This window comes from Gluconacetobacter johannae, assembly GCF_014174305.1.
In the GTDB taxonomy this organism is placed as follows: Bacteria; Pseudomonadota; Alphaproteobacteria; order Acetobacterales; family Acetobacteraceae; genus Gluconacetobacter; species Gluconacetobacter johannae.
This window is the reverse complement of record NZ_JABEQH010000017.1, coordinates 57,045-71,076: the sequence shown is the minus strand read 5'-3', so window position 1 is coordinate 71,076 and position 14,032 is coordinate 57,045. Positions and strand designations below refer to the sequence as shown.

At 67.6% G+C, this 14,032-nt stretch carries 17 protein-coding genes and 2 tRNA genes; 6 read left to right on the top strand and 13 right to left on the bottom strand.

Annotated elements, in window-relative coordinates:
* Positions 1-39: 39 nt before the first annotated feature.
* Together cysG and mobB are read right to left on the bottom strand one after the other, a co-directional pair.
* Entirely contained in the window at positions 40-1,452 is a 1,413-nt protein-coding gene (cysG, locus tag HLH21_RS12830) for a siroheme synthase CysG (RefSeq protein ID WP_182944148.1), read from the bottom strand.
* Positions 1,449-1,997 carry a molybdopterin-guanine dinucleotide biosynthesis protein B gene (mobB, locus tag HLH21_RS12825; protein WP_182944147.1) on the bottom strand — a complete coding sequence of 183 codons (549 nt, stop codon included), beginning with the start codon at positions 1,995-1,997 and terminating at the stop codon, positions 1,449-1,451. The genes cysG and mobB overlap by 4 nt, the downstream gene beginning before the upstream one ends.
* A 107-nt stretch (positions 1,998-2,104) precedes the next feature.
* Between mobB and mobA the strand changes: the two genes are divergently transcribed.
* The 3 genes from mobA to HLH21_RS12810 all read left to right on the top strand — a co-directional run bounded on the left by mobA (position 2,105) and on the right by HLH21_RS12810 (position 5,073).
* On the top strand, positions 2,105-2,758 hold the full coding sequence (gene mobA, locus HLH21_RS12820) for a molybdenum cofactor guanylyltransferase (protein WP_246379705.1): 654 nt from the start codon (positions 2,105-2,107) through the stop codon (positions 2,756-2,758).
* Between the two features lie 55 nt (positions 2,759-2,813).
* Positions 2,814-4,625 carry an amidohydrolase gene (locus HLH21_RS12815; protein ID WP_182944146.1) on the top strand — a complete coding sequence of 604 codons (1,812 nt, stop codon included), beginning with the start codon at positions 2,814-2,816 and terminating at the stop codon, positions 4,623-4,625.
* Positions 4,626-4,725: 100 nt separating this feature from the next.
* The gene (locus HLH21_RS12810) at positions 4,726-5,073 is read left to right on the top strand and encodes a DUF4112 domain-containing protein (protein WP_373319605.1); all 348 of its coding nucleotides are present in this window, start codon (positions 4,726-4,728) and stop codon (positions 5,071-5,073) included.
* Between the two features lie 36 nt (positions 5,074-5,109).
* Here the strand turns inward: HLH21_RS12810 and HLH21_RS12805 are convergent, their stop codons facing one another.
* A complete protein-coding gene (locus tag HLH21_RS12805; protein ID WP_182944144.1) occupies positions 5,110-5,769 on the bottom strand; it encodes a TetR/AcrR family transcriptional regulator in 660 nt (219 codons plus the stop codon).
* Between the two features lie 126 nt (positions 5,770-5,895).
* On the opposite strand from HLH21_RS12805, the gene HLH21_RS12800 reads away from it, so the two are divergent.
* The 3 genes from HLH21_RS12800 to HLH21_RS12790 all read left to right on the top strand — a co-directional run bounded on the left by HLH21_RS12800 (position 5,896) and on the right by HLH21_RS12790 (position 8,291).
* Positions 5,896-7,539 (top strand): efflux transporter outer membrane subunit, encoded by a 1,644-nt coding sequence (locus HLH21_RS12800; protein WP_182944143.1) that lies wholly within the window; start codon positions 5,896-5,898, stop codon positions 7,537-7,539.
* Between the two features lie 173 nt (positions 7,540-7,712).
* Positions 7,713-8,126: an RNA polymerase-binding protein DksA gene (gene dksA, locus HLH21_RS12795; RefSeq protein WP_182944142.1), complete on the top strand. Its 414-nt coding sequence runs from the start codon at positions 7,713-7,715 to the stop codon at positions 8,124-8,126.
* Between the two features lie 90 nt (positions 8,127-8,216).
* Positions 8,217-8,291 (top strand) — tRNA-Thr (locus tag HLH21_RS12790).
* A 353-nt stretch (positions 8,292-8,644) separates the two neighbouring features.
* Here the strand turns inward: HLH21_RS12790 and HLH21_RS12785 are convergent.
* The 10 genes from HLH21_RS12785 to HLH21_RS12745 all read right to left on the bottom strand — a co-directional run bounded on the left by HLH21_RS12785 (position 8,645) and on the right by HLH21_RS12745 (position 14,032).
* Positions 8,645-8,736, bottom strand: a tRNA-Arg gene (locus HLH21_RS12785).
* Positions 8,737-8,821: 85 nt separating this feature from the next.
* A complete protein-coding gene (locus HLH21_RS12780; RefSeq protein ID WP_182944141.1) occupies positions 8,822-9,586 on the bottom strand; it encodes a hypothetical protein in 765 nt (254 codons plus the stop codon).
* Positions 9,586-9,708 (bottom strand): hypothetical protein, encoded by a 123-nt coding sequence (locus tag HLH21_RS17175; protein WP_264811782.1) that lies wholly within the window; start codon positions 9,706-9,708, stop codon positions 9,586-9,588. Before HLH21_RS17175 ends, HLH21_RS12780 begins: the two co-directional genes overlap by 1 nt.
* Complete coding sequence (locus HLH21_RS12775) at positions 9,705-10,103, bottom strand: hypothetical protein (RefSeq protein WP_182944140.1); 399 nt, start codon at positions 10,101-10,103, stop codon at positions 9,705-9,707. The genes HLH21_RS17175 and HLH21_RS12775 overlap by 4 nt, the downstream gene beginning before the upstream one ends.
* Positions 10,100-10,663: a hypothetical protein gene (locus tag HLH21_RS12770; protein WP_182944139.1), complete on the bottom strand. Its 564-nt coding sequence runs from the start codon at positions 10,661-10,663 to the stop codon at positions 10,100-10,102. The genes HLH21_RS12775 and HLH21_RS12770 overlap by 4 nt, the downstream gene beginning before the upstream one ends.
* Positions 10,660-10,905: a hypothetical protein gene (locus HLH21_RS12765; RefSeq protein WP_182944138.1), complete on the bottom strand. Its 246-nt coding sequence runs from the start codon at positions 10,903-10,905 to the stop codon at positions 10,660-10,662. The genes HLH21_RS12770 and HLH21_RS12765 overlap by 4 nt, the downstream gene beginning before the upstream one ends.
* A gap of 8 nt (positions 10,906-10,913) precedes the next feature.
* Positions 10,914-11,393 (bottom strand): hypothetical protein, encoded by a 480-nt coding sequence (locus HLH21_RS12760; RefSeq protein WP_182944137.1) that lies wholly within the window; start codon positions 11,391-11,393, stop codon positions 10,914-10,916.
* Entirely contained in the window at positions 11,390-11,719 is a 330-nt protein-coding gene (locus tag HLH21_RS12755; protein WP_182944136.1) for a hypothetical protein, read from the bottom strand. Before HLH21_RS12755 ends, HLH21_RS12760 begins: the two co-directional genes overlap by 4 nt.
* A 147-nt stretch (positions 11,720-11,866) precedes the next feature.
* Positions 11,867-13,615 carry a hypothetical protein gene (locus HLH21_RS12750; protein WP_182944135.1) on the bottom strand — a complete coding sequence of 583 codons (1,749 nt, stop codon included), beginning with the start codon at positions 13,613-13,615 and terminating at the stop codon, positions 11,867-11,869.
* Positions 13,616-13,624: 9 nt separating this feature from the next.
* Complete coding sequence (locus HLH21_RS12745) at positions 13,625-14,032, bottom strand: hypothetical protein (RefSeq protein ID WP_182944134.1); 408 nt, start codon at positions 14,030-14,032, stop codon at positions 13,625-13,627.

The following is a 14,032-nucleotide window of genomic DNA, read 5'->3' as shown; positions in this document are numbered from 1 at the left end:
TGATGCGGGGCTCTACAGCCCATCAACGCCGGCCCGGTATCAGTTCTCCAGCATCGGTGGGGGCGTGATGACGCGGTGGTTCACCACCTCGCCCACCAGGACCAGGGCGGGGCTGGCGACGGCGTTGCGGTGTGCCAGGTCGGGCAGGTCGCCCAGTGTGCCGGTCAGCACTCGCTGGTCGGGCCGGGTGCCGCGTTCCACCACGGCCGCCGGCCAGTCGGCGGGCAGCCCGTGCCGGATCAGCGTCTCGCACAGGGCCGGCAGCGCCGTGACGCCCATATAGATGGCAACGGTCTGCCCCGGTCGCGCCATGCTGTCCCATGGCAGGTCCAGCGTGCCGTCCGCTCGGGCATGGCCGGTGACGAACAGGCACGATTGCGCGCAGTCCCGGTGGGTCAGCGGAATGCCTGCATAAGCGGCGCAGCCGCTGGCCGCCGTGATGCCGGGCACCACCTGGAAGGGGATGCCGGCGGCCATCAGGGCCTCGATTTCCTCGCCGCCGCGCCCGAAGATGAACGGGTCGCCACCCTTCAGGCGCAGCACGCGCTCGCCGGCCCGGGCGCGGCGGATCATCTCGGCATTGATGTCGGCCTGGGGCATGGTGTGGCGGTTGCGCTGCTTGCCGACGAACACCCGTTCGGCGTCCCGCCGTACCCGGTCAAGCACATCGGGCGGCAGCAACTGGTCGTACAGCACCGAATCCGCGTTCTGCATCAGATGCAGCGCCCGCAGGGTCAGCAGGTCGGGGTCGCCCGGCCCGGCGCCCACCAGCCAGACCTCGCCGCCCGTCTTCCCGCCGTCCAGCAGGCGGTCCAGCACCTGCCGGGCGGTGGCCGTGTCGCCCGCTCCGGCGGCGGTGGCGCCGGGGCCGTCCAGGAAATCTTCCCAGACCCGCCGCCGCCGGGCGATGTCGGGGCAGCGCGCCACGACCCGCGTGCGTTCGGCCTCCAGGAAGCGGGCCAGCCCATCCAGCCCGGCGGGGATCGCGGCCTCGATCCGTTCGCGCAGGCGGCGGGCCAGCACCGGGGCGGCCCCGCCGGTGGAAATGGCGATACGCACCGGCCCGCGATGGATCTGCGCCGGGGTGATGAAGGTCGAGGGCGCGGGGTCGTCAACGGCGCAGACGGGGATGTTCATCCCGCGCGCCAGGGCCGCCACCGCGCGGTTCAGGTCGCGGTCGTCGGTCGCCGCGTAGACCAGACGGCAGCCGGGCAGCAGCGCGCGCAGCAGGTCGGGGGCGGCGTCGGTCCCGGCCAGGGCGATGCGCCCCTCGGCCCGCCACTGCTCCAGCCTGTCGTCCAGATGGGTCGCGACGATCTCGATCCGCGCGCCGTGCGCCAGCAGCAGCCGCACCTTGTTCAGCGCGATGCCGCCGCCGCCGACGACCAGCACGCGCGCGTCATGCAGCCGCAGGGCCAGCGGGAACCAGCCGGGGTCGGCGGGCGCGGTCATGAGGCATCCGTGGGGCAGGGGGCCGGGCAGGGCCGTGCATGGGCCATGACGAAATCGGCGAGGGCGGGGATGTCGGCCAGGTCCAGCCGGGCCAGGCCCGTGGGCAAATGGGGCGGCTGGCCGGGCCGCGCGTCGGTGGCGACCGCGACGATCGCCGGATTGTCGGGCCAGAGCAGGTCGAGGCCGGCCGCCGGCCGGTGGATTTCGATGGCGACAGGCAGGCTGCCGCGAAAGCCTTCCACCAGGATCAGGTCGGCGGGGGCCATCCGGGCGATCAGGTCGGGCAGGGCAGCCTCCGGCTCGTCGTCGCGTTCATGCAGCAAGGCCCAGCGATCGCCCGACGCCAGCATGACCTCATGCGCGCCGGCGGTGCGATGGCGGTGGGAATCCTTGCCCGGACGGTCGATATCGAACCCGTGATGCGCGTGCTTGATCGTCGAGACCCGCAGGCCCCGTCGCCGCAATTCCGGCAGCAGGCGAACGATCAGCGTCGTCTTGCCCGCGCCGCTGCGGCCGGCGATCCCCATGATGGCGGGCCTGTGCATGCCTCTTTCCCGTTTCTGTCACACCGGCGTACAGGTGCCTTCGATCGGGGACAATGGCAAGGTCGATGTCGCCGTAATCGAGGACAGGGGCAATCGAGGGCAGGGGAATGGCAATGCGATGGGCCGGCGTCATTCTCGCCGGGGGCGAGGCAAGGCGGATGGGTGGTGGGGACAAGCCCCTGCTGCGGGTCGGGGGGCAGAGTTTGCTGGGTCATGTGCTGGACCGACTGGGGGGGCACGGCCGGCCGCTGGCCATCAATGCACGGGGCGACGCGGCGCGGTTCGGGTCGTTCGGCCTGCCGGTCCTGCCGGACGGTCCGCTCGGCGCGGGACCCCTGGCCGGTGTGCTGGCGGCGATGGACTGGGCCGCCGGCCTGGGCTGCGACGCGGTGCTGACCGTGCCGGGCGACACGCCGTTCATCCCCCGCGACCTGCCGGTGGCGCTGGCCCCGGGCCCCGCCGTCGCGATGTCGGGCGGCCGCCGCCATCACCTGGTCGCGTTATGGCCGGTCGCGGCGCGCACGGCATTGCGCGCCCGCCTGGCGGCGACGGGGCCGGACGCTCCGCGCGCGGCATTCGGCGTGCGGGCCTTCGCCGAGACCATCGGCATGCGGGACGTGGCGTTTGCCGACCTGCCGGTCGATCCGTTCTTCAACGTCAACAGCCCCGCCGATCTGGTCGAGGCCGCCCGTCTGGCCGCCCTGGCGGGCGAGGACGCACCGACACGGATCGGGCAGCGCCCTGGGTGCCCATCACCTTGACAGTGCGGAACGGTTCTTCTCCATCATGATTCCGTAACGTCTTCGAGGTTTCATCATGGGTGTGTTCCTTCGCCATATCGCCGGCATGGCCGCCGTCCTCTCCGCTGCCGCGCCGGCCGTGGCAAGGCAGGCCCCGGCCGATATCGTCTTCACGAACGGCTATATCTACAGCGTCGACAGCAAGGATCATGTGTTCCGGGCGCTGGCCGTTCGCGGGGGGCGTATCGCCTATGTCGGGGATGACGGCGGGGCGGCGTCCTATGTGGGGCCGAAGACACGCCGCATCGACCTGAAGGGGCATATGATGATGCCGGGCCTGGTCGATGGGCATATGCATCCGCTGGAGGGCGGACGAAACCTGATCGGCTGCTCGCTGGACTATCTGCCGCTGACGGTCGGCGCATTCAGCGACCGCGTCCGCGCCTGCGCGGCCGATCCGTCCTTCAGGAACGCCAGTGGCGGGCTGGTCGTTCGCAACTGGTTCCAGGAGGCGATGAAGCCGGCCGGAACGCGCCTGACGAAGCAGGTGCTGGACGGCATCGACGCCACGCACCCGATCATCGTGCGGTCGTCCTTCGGCCATTCGGCGCTGCTGAATTCGGCGGCCCTGCGTCTGGCCGGGATCACCGCCGCGACACAGGCTCCGCCGGGCGGCGAGATCGTGCATGACGCGGCGGGGCAGCCCACCGGCATGCTGGAGGACGAGGCGCAGAACCTGATCGCGCCGCTGGAACCGCCCCCCACACCGGAGGATGACGTGCGGGCGGCGGCGGCATCGCTGGCGGCGATGCGGGCGCAGGGCGTCACGGGCTTTCTCGACGCCTGGGCGCTGGATCAGGATCTGGCCGCCTACGCGGCGCTGCAACGGCGGGGCGCCCTGACGGCCCGCGCCCATTTCGCCCCGCTGGTCGATCCGGCCCACGCCGCCGATATCGCCGGCAACGTCCGGCGCCTGAAGGCGATCGCCGCGCAGTACGACCAGGGGCCGATCGGGGTCGCGCCGTCGGTGACGGTGCGTAACGTCAAGCTGTTCATGGACGGGGTGATTACCGCCCCGGCGATGACCGGCGTGCTGCTGGCGCCCTATCGCGTCAATCGCGGCACGGCCGCCGCGCCGCGGTGGGAGCCCGGTCCGTCCGCGGGGCCGGCGCCGTATTTTCCGCCGGCGGTGCTGGGGCCGCTGTTGCAGGGGCTGGTGCAGGCCGGGTTCGATCCGCACATGCACGCCGATGGCGACGGCGCGGTGCGGATCGCGCTGGATGGCGTGCAGGCGGTGCGCGCGGCGTTGCCCCAGGCCGATGTCCGCCCTGCCATAGCTCATGACGAGCTGGTCGACCCGGCGGACCGCCCCCGCTTCGCGGCGCTGGGCGCGGTGCCCGTCCTGTCCTTCCAGTGGGAAAAGCAGGCCCCGGATACGGTCGAGGGGGCGCGTGACTACCTCGGCCCCGACCGCGTCCGCGATATCGAACCCGCGTCGCTGCTGGCGCGGGCGGGCGCGCGGATCGCCTATGGCAGCGACTGGCCGGTTGACCCGCTGAACGAATGGTTCGCGCTGAAGGTCGGTGTCACGCGCACCAACGCGCCCGAGGCCGGGGCACGCTACGCGCACCCGCTGGGTGACGAGCCCGGCCTGTCCCGCGCCGAGGTGTTGCGCGCCATCACCATGAATGCGTCGTGGGAGTTGCGGTCGGATACGCAGACCGGCTCGCTGGAACCCGGCAAGCTGGCGGACCTGATTATCCTCGACCGCAACGTGATGCAGGTCCCGGCGGACGATATCGCGCATACCAAGGTGCTCGTGACCATGGTTGGGGGGCGGATCGTCTACAGCACGGGCGCGCTGGCGCCCAAGGCGGACGGGGAGTGAGCGAGGGAGGCTGCGTCCGGCCGTTGAAATCGGACCGAGGGCGGGCCACATCGGGGGCATGGTTCAGGCTGGCCTATACACTGGCGACGTCCTGCCTCCGATGGGGGCCGATGTCGCGCGCCGCTTGCTGCGGATAAAGCGCCTGGCATGGGTGCTGGACGCGGCGTTTCGGGTGCCGGGCACGAGGTTTCGAGTCGGGCTGGACGCGCTGATCGGCCTGTTTCCCGGCGGGGGCAGCGCGCTGATGGGGCTGGTGTCGCTCTATATCGTCTGGGAGGCCTGGCGCATGGGCATGTCGCGCGGCGTTCTGGCGCGCATGGTGGCCAATGTCGTCCTGGAAACGGCGGTCGATACCGTGCCGGTGGCGGGCGATATCTTCGACGCCGCCTTCAAGGCCAATCTACGCAACGTCGCGCTGATCGAACGCGAACTGAACGGTCGCCGGTAGGGCGGCGGGGCGTTCGCGTCGCGCGCCGCCCCGGCGTCAGGCGGTCGTCCGGTCGCGGCCGGGCTGGAAGCTGTTGAGGAAGACCCGCACCGCCAGCCGGGCGATGGCCTCGATATGCGCGGGGTCGGACTCGACGGGCAGTTGCAGGCGTTTGCGCCCGGTGATCCGCGTCTGGCACAGCGCGTAGAACAGTTCCGCCGCCAGAACCGGGTCTGGCACGTCCAGCACCCCTTCGCGCGTGCGTTCGGCCAGCCAGCCGGCGAAGATGTCGATCGCCTTCTGCGGGCCGTTCTGCCAGAACGTCTCGGCCAGATGCGGAAAGGCCGCGGCCTCGGACACGATGATCCGGTGCAGCATCAGCGGTACCGGCGAGACGGTCAGGCGGATCATCGCCGTCGCAATCCCCACCAATGTTTCCTCGGGCGTGCGTTTCTCGCCGATCGGCTCGAACAGGCGCGGCAGGTTCTGGCAGGCGCTCTGCTGCACGAAAGCCGAGAACAGGGTCGCCTTGCTGTCGAAGTAGTTATACAGCGTTCCCTTCGACACGCCGGCGTCACGGGCGATCTGCGACATGCTGGCGCCTTCGTACCCGTGGGCGGCGAAGATCCGGGCGGCGCCTTCCAGGATCTGCTGCCGTTTGGCGGCCGATGCCCCAGGCAGATCCGGCAGGGCGGGGGACGACGGGGCGGGTAACATGGCACGTGGCTCCTGCGGTGGTTTCCCCGCCCGGGTGGATTGACCCGGTGAGGAAAGCCGATAGGGTAATGGTCTGACCGAACGGGTCGGTCAGTTTCGGTGGATAATGTCATAACGGACCCTGTCATGTCGATAGGGGCCGGTGATGGGGTCGAGGGCGACAGGGGGCCGGTTCTGGTGCGTAGGGGATATTCATGGCGGGCCGCCGTCGTCGGGCTGTCGGTGGTCGCGACCGGATGCGCGGTCGGGCCCGATTTCCATAAACCCGCCCCGTGGACGCCGCCGCACTGGACGGGGCCGGGGGAATTGTCCGCCACCAGGGCGCCCAAGGGGCCGGTGACCAGCGACATCGTGGATACCGCCCCCGATCCGGCCTGGTGGGACGTGTTCCACGACGCCGAACTGTCCGCGCTGGAACGGCGTGTGGCGTCGGAAAACCTGTCGGTCGCCATCGCCACCGCCCGGCTGGCGCAAAGCCGGTCGCAACTGCGTATCGCCGGGGCCGAACGCTATCCGGGCCTCAGTGCCGCGGGATCGTATACCCGGTCGCAATACAGCACCAAGACGCTGCAGCGCATCATCAGCGAGGTCGGCAAGTCCCAGAACCTGCAACTGGACGGCGCCAACCTGTCCGACCTGTCGGGGCAGTTCACCATCCCGTTGCTGGACCAGTGGCGCGACAGCATCGACGCGACGTGGGAGGTCGATCTGTGGGGCCGCGTGCGCCGGCAGTACGAGGCCGCGTCGGCCGACCTCGACAGTTCGGTCGAGGAGCGGCGCGGCGTGCTGACCGCCCAGATGGCCGAGGTCGCGCGCGATTACGTCGCCCTGCGCGAGGCGCAGGCGCAACTGCACATCCTGATGGACAATCGCGACACCGCCGCCCACACGCTGGAGCTGAGCCAACAGCGCAACAGCGCCGGCCTGGTGACCGAACTGGACGTGCAGAGCGCGCAGTCGCAACTGGATGCCGTCAGCGCGCGCATCCCGCAGATGGAGCAGCAGATCGCCGTCCAGGTGAATGCGTTGAGCCTGCTGCTGGGGGCGCCGCCCGCCGCCCTGGCGGGCGAATTGCTGAAGGACACCGACATTCCGCCGGTGCCGCCGCGCGTGCCCGCCGGCCTGCCGTCCGAACTGGCGCGCCGCCGCCCCGACATCCGCCAGGCGGAGGCGCAGCTGCACGCCGCCACCGCCCAGGTGGGCGAGGCCGTGGCCGAATTCTATCCCCGGGTGACGATCGACGCCGGTTTCGGCTTCCAGTCGCTGTCGTTCCGCGACCTGGGGTTCTGGAACGCGCGGGCGTGGAATGTCGGCCCGTCGATCACCCTGCCGATCTTCCAGGGCGGGCGGCTGCGCGGGCAGCTGGAACTACGCAAGGCCGCCCAGCAGGAGGCCGCGATTTCCTATCGCCGGACGGTCCTGGGCGCCTGGCACGAGGTGGACAACGCCCTGACCGCCTACCGCGACGAACAGGCGCGCCATGACAGCCTGGCGCGCCAGGTCGCCGCCGACGGACGGTCGCTGGACCTGGCGCGCGACCAGTATCGTCACGGCATGGTGACGTTCCTGACCGTGCTGGACGCGGAACGGCGGGTCCTGGGGGCGCAGACCGACCTGACGGCCAGCACCGCCACCCTGTCGACCGACCTGGTGCAGCTCTACGCCGCGCTGGGCGGCGGTTGGGAAACCACCTTCCCCGACCGCCCCGCCACCCACGCCGCACGGGTGGCGACGCTGCCGCAATCCACCGCCATCCACGGGCCGGGTTGAGCCCGGCCCGGAATCGTTTCGAGACGAATCGCCCGGATTCGGGCAGATTGCGGCGATTTTAAGGTGTCTCCGGGCTTGGCGGACAGCGGTCGGCAGCGTATAAGCCGCCCGTTTCGCGGCGGGCCCCTGTCCGGCGAAGTCTCGTCCGGGGGCGAAGTTCAAGGACGCGTATCATGATTACACTGCCTCCCGATTACCGCCCCTCGGAAACCGAGGAATTCATGAACCCGCTGCAGGTGGAATATTTCCGCCAGAAGCTGCTGAAATGGCGGGCCGACTTGCTGAAAGAGGCGGACGAGACGCTGGCCAGCCTGTCCGAGGGCGGCATCCACGAGGCCGACATCACCGATCGCGCCAGTGTCGAGACCGACCGGGCGCTGGAACTGCGTACCCGCGACCGCGCCCGCAAGCTGATTTCCAAGATCAACCAGGCGCTGCTGCGGGTCGAGAACGGGACCTATGGCTATTGCGAGGAAACAGGCGAGCCGATCGGCCTGAAACGGCTGGAGGCCCGCCCGATCGCCACCCTGTCGATCGAGGCCCAGGAGCGCCATGAGCGGATGGAAAAGATCCACCGCGACGACTGACGTTCCTCCGGGACCGGGACATGCCGATTTCCGGACGCGGGGGCTTGCAACCCGCGGACAGAGGCGGTAGGAAGCGCCCGTCCCCACGTTGCTGCTGTAGCTCAGTGGTAGAGCACTCCCTTGGTAAGGGAGAGGTCGACAGTTCAATCCTGTCCAGCAGCACCATGATTTTCGCAGAAATCAGCCAATTTTAGATGCATCGTACGGGTCGATGCGGTGCGCTTTGTGGCGATTCGGGACGGTATGGATCAACCAAATCCGTGCAGAATCCGTGCAGACTCATCTAGGATGATTCCTGCACCTATCCCGCCAGATAATCCCGATTCTCCGCCACCAGCGCGTCCCAGTCCCGTCCGTCCGGCGCCAGGCCGCCGGCGGGCATCAACTGCCGCCAGGCCGTGCACCTCCATCAGCCGCGACCGCAGCCAGCGCCAGGTCGCCTTCTGGGTCATGTCCCTGCTCAAACAATTGACTCGCAAATAAAAACCCCGCTCAACAACCAAGGTTGGAGCGGGGTCAAAACGGGGTGGGATTCGAACCCACGGTACTCACTATTCATGAGCACTCCTGATTCGTAGTCAGGTGCAATAAACCACTCTGCCACCCGGCCGTAGCCATAATGAGCATAAGAATTGAACTGATGTAACGTCAAGAGGCCCAATTCTCCGGAACAAGCGTGGTTCGGACGTCCGTGCCTAGCCGCCTAGATATGCTTCCTGCATCTCCGCCACGAGCGCATCCACATCCTCGCCCAGCGGTGACACACCGGGGATGCCGATCCAGTTCTGCCGGCTCACCAGGCCGTACGCCTCATCGGCGATCCGCTCGAACGTTGCCCAGGGCATGAACGTCCGGGTGCCCCAGGTGTTGAACCAGACACCCGCCGCGTTGTAGCCGCCGATCGCGATGGCATGTCCGCCGACCGGCGCGTGGTCGGTGATCGCATCCCAGTCCCAGGTCGCGCCGAGGGGCAGAGACAGGAAACCGTTCGGCACCTGCACGCCGGCCAGCGTGCCGCCGAGGAAGCAGACGCTCCGCTTGACGCCGTCCCGATCGCGCGGGTCGATTGCCCCATAGGCAGTCAGGTAGTCCCGGCCTGGCTGGCCCGGCCGCACGAGGCCGTCCCGCCGCCAATGATTCAATTCGTCCAGCAGGATCGTGCCGTTGTCGTTGGCACCGGTCGCCGGATCAAATCCCGTCACCGCGCTGTAGTTGGTCAGCACATCATCAGTCGGAACCACGAGAAGCGCCTGCGCGGCGCGGGTCCACATCGCCAGGTGCGCGGCCTGGGCGGCGAAGGCGCAGCAGCCGTATCGGTCGTTGCCCCACATCTCGAACGGGACGCCGGCCGTCCAGTCCTTTGCTTCGGGGATCATCGGTAGCTGGGCGGCGAGCGCCGGCGCCATGCGGTAGGTGCGCGGGTCGTGGCGCGCCGGCAGCTTGCCAAGCTTGCGGACCATCACTCCAGCCCCGCGTTGCGAAGCCGCTGCGCCCGCAAGACGCGGAGGATCTTGAACACGATCAGCGCCAGGACCTGTCCGCCGAGCGCGCCGAGCAGTCCGATGGCAATATCATGGATCATGGAGGGGACTCCGATTTGCTGGGACTGGACTGCACGCATCCGCGCACCAGGCCGGCGCAGGCCCCGTTGCGGCCCAGCAGCGTGGTGCTGGGCCCGGAATAGACGAAAGAGGCGATGCGCCCGTCGCGGATCATTGCGGTGGCGCGGCAGGTGCCGTGGCCGCCGATGCTCAGTTCGAGCGATAGCGGGCCCTTGATATCGAACGGCCCCTGCACCTGCTGGTCCTGCCGCCAGGTCAGGGTTTCGATGTCGCCGCGCTGGTCCGCCCGGTCCGGCACGCCCATGCAGGCGAGGACCATCGGGCGCGGCTGGCCGACGAGGGCGCTCCGGGTCCGCTCCGGTACGGTGGTGCAGCCGGCCAGGACCAGCACTGCGGCCAGAGCGGCGCGCGTCACCGGATGACGCCGAGGACCCGCAGCGCCTGTGCCTCGGACATGGCCGGCGCTGCGACGGCGCGCGCAGCCGACACGCCTACCAGCGCATCGAACAGCGAGATGATGGTATGGAGCGCTGACAACGCCGTGGTCGCGTCGGCCTTCACGGTGGACGACAGGGCCGACCCCGCGCCCGAGATCGCCGTCGAGATGGCCGCGCCCACCTGGGCCAGCGCGTTCAGCACGCTGTCCACCCGGGTGCGCCATGTCGCATCGTTGTAGTCGATCGTCAGCGTCGAGCCGGCCGTCGAGGAAAGCGCCTGGAGCGCGCCGGACAGCGCGGTCTCGGCCGCCGTGATCGCCGCGGCGTAGGGCGATACAGCCGGGAAAGCGGACAGGTAGCTGGTCACGGTCGCCGCCGCGTTCAGGCCGGCCTGGCCGTAGGCGACGATTTTGGCAACGTTCAGCGTGATGGTGGTCACGTTGCCGTTCGTGGAGACGGTGCAGGCGGCCAGGGCAGATCCGGCCAGCAGGGCGCTGGCGCCGCACAGCAGGGCACGGCGGGAGGGGCGATTGGTCATTTCGGGCTCTCCGTCTGGGCGGCCTGGGTCGTGCCCGGCTGCGCGCGGTTCGCGACGTTGCGGAAATTCTGCGCCAGCAGGTTCAGCGCGGTGTAGATGCGCCCATAGGCACTCGCCTTGCTTGCCGGAACCGGCAACCACGGCATCAGCACCGCGCATACGCCGCACAGCGCGGCCAGATAGATCAAGTCCTGCACCGGAACGACGCCGATCAGGTATGTGAGGATGGTCGTGGGGTCCACGGTATGTCCTATGCGTTGATCGCGGCAGCGAAAGCCGCGATGTTGGTGGTGGGGTCCGCCGCGCCGCGCATCGTGTTGTAGACACGCTTGTGCATCACGCTCAGGCCGGCGGCATCGTTCGCGGCCGGTAGCGCATCGGGCGCGCGGTAATATTTCAGCCGCGCCATGGCGCAGGCGTAGCGCAGGTTGCCGACGAGCTGCTGCACGCGCGGCAGGTCGGAACAGGTCATCCGGCGCACGCGTGTTTCAATCTCGGCGAACCGGTCGTCGGGCAGGAACGTGCGCCAGATATCGTCGTGGGTCGCAGGTTCCATCTGCCACAAGCCCAGCGCCGGGCCGCCGCCAAGCTGCGCCAGCCAGACCCCGCCGCTTTCGACCAATGCCGTGCCGGTCAGCAGATTGACCGCCGCATCGCCACCCAGCCCCAGCGCCGCCAGCGTGGGGGCGACGACGCGCCATTTCAGTTGGGCGGGGTCGATGCCGGTCACGGGCTGCCCCCGCCCGCCAGCGACACCACGACGTGCACGACACCCGAACCGAGGATCGACGTCACCAACGTTATCAGCCCCGTGACGACCGCCCGTGCGCCGAACAGCCGAGCCAACTTGTCATTCACGTCGCTGATCTGACGCGACACAGCGTCCAGCCGCGACGTCACGAATGTCGTCAATTCGGTGATCTTGCGGTCGACCATCGATTTTAGGTCCTCATGCTTTCCATCCAGCGCGGACAGGCTGGTTTCCAGAACCAGCACGCGGTCTTCGAGCAGGCGGACGCGCTCCGCATCTCCCTTCGGAGCCAGGTCTTCAGGCATTCGATTTTCCAATAAAAAAGCCGCCTCAATGGGCGGCTGCATTTGGTCGGACTTTGGGTATTGTGTCCTGGCTATGAGGCGGACGTTTCACGGCACTGTCCCACTCTCCGCCGTCGCGACCTCGGGCCGGCCGGGACAGCAACAGAGTCAGTTGGCCAACATCCGAGCATTCCAGTTGAAAATGGTATCGGACGTTTGCGCTCCGGAAATATGCAGGACAAACGAGTCTTCGGTTGTAGTATCAACCCAGTACGTCGTCCCTGACGACAGTTGAGTTACCGGGCTACCGACCACATACGCAGGGGGTGCGGAAAGCCCGTGATTGACCGTGACGGTGTACGACCCAGCTGGAATTGTCGCTGCTCCCGCCGAGGAGGTAACCCACCCAACGTTGCCGTAGGCCGTCAGTCCGTTATACCCGTTCTGCACATATACCGGCTGCCCGCTGTTAAACGACAGGTCGCTGCCGGTAATGGTAACGCCAGCGCCATTTACCAGACAGACCCCCGATCCCTGCGGGGAGGTCGTGTTCAGATTGCCCGAACGTATCCCGGTAATTTGGACAGTATTCCCGGCCGTGACGTTGTTCAGGTTTATCCCGCAGGCGCCGGTCTGGTTTGCCCCGTTTTGCAGCAGCAGAGTGCCGGTCGCGGAGAACCGGTACGGACCGCCGTCGATCCCCGCTTGCGAATTGTCGAAAACCAGGAGTTGACCTAGCGAAACATCCTGAACACTGCCAGAAAAATAAATACCGAAACCCGTATGCGACGCGGCAGTGGGACGGCCGTGGCTCCCCGTTCTGTCTGTTCCAGCCGCCTCGACAAACCCTCCGCCCCCGATGGTGATGTGCCCGCCATAGGTATCAAAAAACAGTTCCGTATCCCCGTCCGTGGACGCGCCGACACTTTGCAGGTTGATGTTCGTGATGGGAGCGTCAGACCTCCCCTGAAAACGATATCCGCCCTGGGTGTTGGCGAATGTCCCGGTATCCTCCCACGGCAGCAGGACCATATTTGTCCCAGGGGTAGAGACGACGTTAAATCCTGCTCCATCGTTCAGCTGACTGACGACGTTCAGCATGTTCCACTGCGCTGTCTGGAACTGCAACGAATTGGTGATATAGAACCCGTCCGAGTAGTTGTTTTCCGATAGCACGTTCCAAATCAACGCGGACGACGCTCCTCCCAGCGCGAATCCATACCATTGGTCCCGCGCCTTTACGTTGGTAATTGTCCCCTGATTCGTGCCACCCAGAATGTTCAGCCCGGCCGCAGACGAGGCGGTCGGAACGACGTTCCGGTCCAGCGTGAACCCCGACAGCGTGAAATTATCAGCCCCTGCTGCCACCCGCATCAGTGGAGCAGTTGAGCTGGTGGACATAAACGTAGCCGCTGTCACTCCGGAACCTACGAGAGATTCCCCATTCGGAATGAGGATTGTCCCCGAAACATTGCACTGTGAAATTCCATGAGGGATAGACACGTTCCGATAGGCGGCTAGCACAGCATTGATAGCGGCCGTGTCATCCGTGACTCCGTCGCATCGCGCCCCGTTGGCGAGGATTGACACGCCGGGGGGCTGGATCAGGCCGCCGGAGGTCAGGCCGTCGATCGTGGCGTTCGTGATCGTCGGCGTCGTCAGCGTCTGGTTGGAGGATGAGCCGTTACTTTTGGCGACAGTGCCAGACTGCAATGCGGACTCGGCGGCCTCGGCACGCGCGATCTCTGCCACGAGTCCGGAATAGTCCGCCTTCCCGGACTGGAGCGCATTGAGCTGCGCCGCGCCCAGGACCTGACCCGGCGTGAATGGCACGATTTGCGACTGAGCCAGAGCGAGCGTCGGGGTGAACCAGAACGCAAAGAGCAGCAACGCCTGGGCGATGCGTGATGCCAGCATATCGAATCCTCAATCCGTGTAGGCGGCGGGCGCCGTCGGTAGCGTCGTGCTGGTCGTATCAACCCCGCTGATGATATTCCGCAAAGCCGTCTGATAGGTAATCCACGCGGCTGGAACCGATTGGCCCAGGGCGCCGTATTCTGCCCACACCGTCTGCTGCGCCTGTGCAAGCGCTTGTTGAGCCTGATTATTGAGCGGAACTTGCACCGTCGGCGCCGCAATCCAGGCGGGCATTCCATTTGCCCCGACGCCGCGGATTTGCCCCGCCGGCGGCTGGCCGATCCCATATTCTGCGAATACAGCGTCCGCAATGGCCATCGCGTCCGACGGCCAGGTGCCGGATGCGGCGTAGATCGCTTTCCAGGCGGCAGGATAGAACGCGTTTTTCGTAGGCGAGAAATAGTAATTCGTGTCCAT

What these genes read in the sequence shown, in the direction of transcription:
- cysG (WP_182944148.1), bottom strand. Translation starts at nt 1,452, where the DNA reads ATGACCGCGCCCGCCGACCCCGGCTGGTTCCCGCTGGCCCTGCGGCTG.
- mobB (WP_182944147.1), bottom strand. Translation starts at nt 1,997, where the DNA reads ATGCACAGGCCCGCCATCATGGGGATCGCCGGCCGCAGCGGCGCGGGC.
- mobA (WP_246379705.1), top strand. Translation starts at nt 2,105, where the DNA reads ATGGCAATGCGATGGGCCGGCGTCATTCTCGCCGGGGGCGAGGCAAGG.
- HLH21_RS12815 (WP_182944146.1), top strand. Translation starts at nt 2,814, where the DNA reads ATGGGTGTGTTCCTTCGCCATATCGCCGGCATGGCCGCCGTCCTCTCC.
- HLH21_RS12810 (WP_373319605.1), top strand. Translation starts at nt 4,726, where the DNA reads ATGGGGGCCGATGTCGCGCGCCGCTTGCTGCGGATAAAGCGCCTGGCA.
- HLH21_RS12805 (WP_182944144.1), bottom strand. Translation starts at nt 5,769, where the DNA reads ATGTTACCCGCCCCGTCGTCCCCCGCCCTGCCGGATCTGCCTGGGGCA.
- HLH21_RS12800 (WP_182944143.1), top strand. Translation starts at nt 5,896, where the DNA reads ATGTCGATAGGGGCCGGTGATGGGGTCGAGGGCGACAGGGGGCCGGTT.
- dksA (WP_182944142.1), top strand. Translation starts at nt 7,713, where the DNA reads ATGATTACACTGCCTCCCGATTACCGCCCCTCGGAAACCGAGGAATTC.
- HLH21_RS12780 (WP_182944141.1), bottom strand. Translation starts at nt 9,586, where the DNA reads ATGGTCCGCAAGCTTGGCAAGCTGCCGGCGCGCCACGACCCGCGCACC.
- HLH21_RS17175 (WP_264811782.1), bottom strand. Translation starts at nt 9,708, where the DNA reads ATGATCCATGATATTGCCATCGGACTGCTCGGCGCGCTCGGCGGACAG.
- HLH21_RS12770 (WP_182944139.1), bottom strand. Translation starts at nt 10,663, where the DNA reads ATGACCAATCGCCCCTCCCGCCGTGCCCTGCTGTGCGGCGCCAGCGCC.
- HLH21_RS12755 (WP_182944136.1), bottom strand. Translation starts at nt 11,719, where the DNA reads ATGCCTGAAGACCTGGCTCCGAAGGGAGATGCGGAGCGCGTCCGCCTG.
- HLH21_RS12750 (WP_182944135.1), bottom strand. Translation starts at nt 13,615, where the DNA reads ATGCTGGCATCACGCATCGCCCAGGCGTTGCTGCTCTTTGCGTTCTGG.
- HLH21_RS12745 (WP_182944134.1), bottom strand. Translation starts at nt 14,032, where the DNA reads ATGGACACGAATTACTATTTCTCGCCTACGAAAAACGCGTTCTATCCT.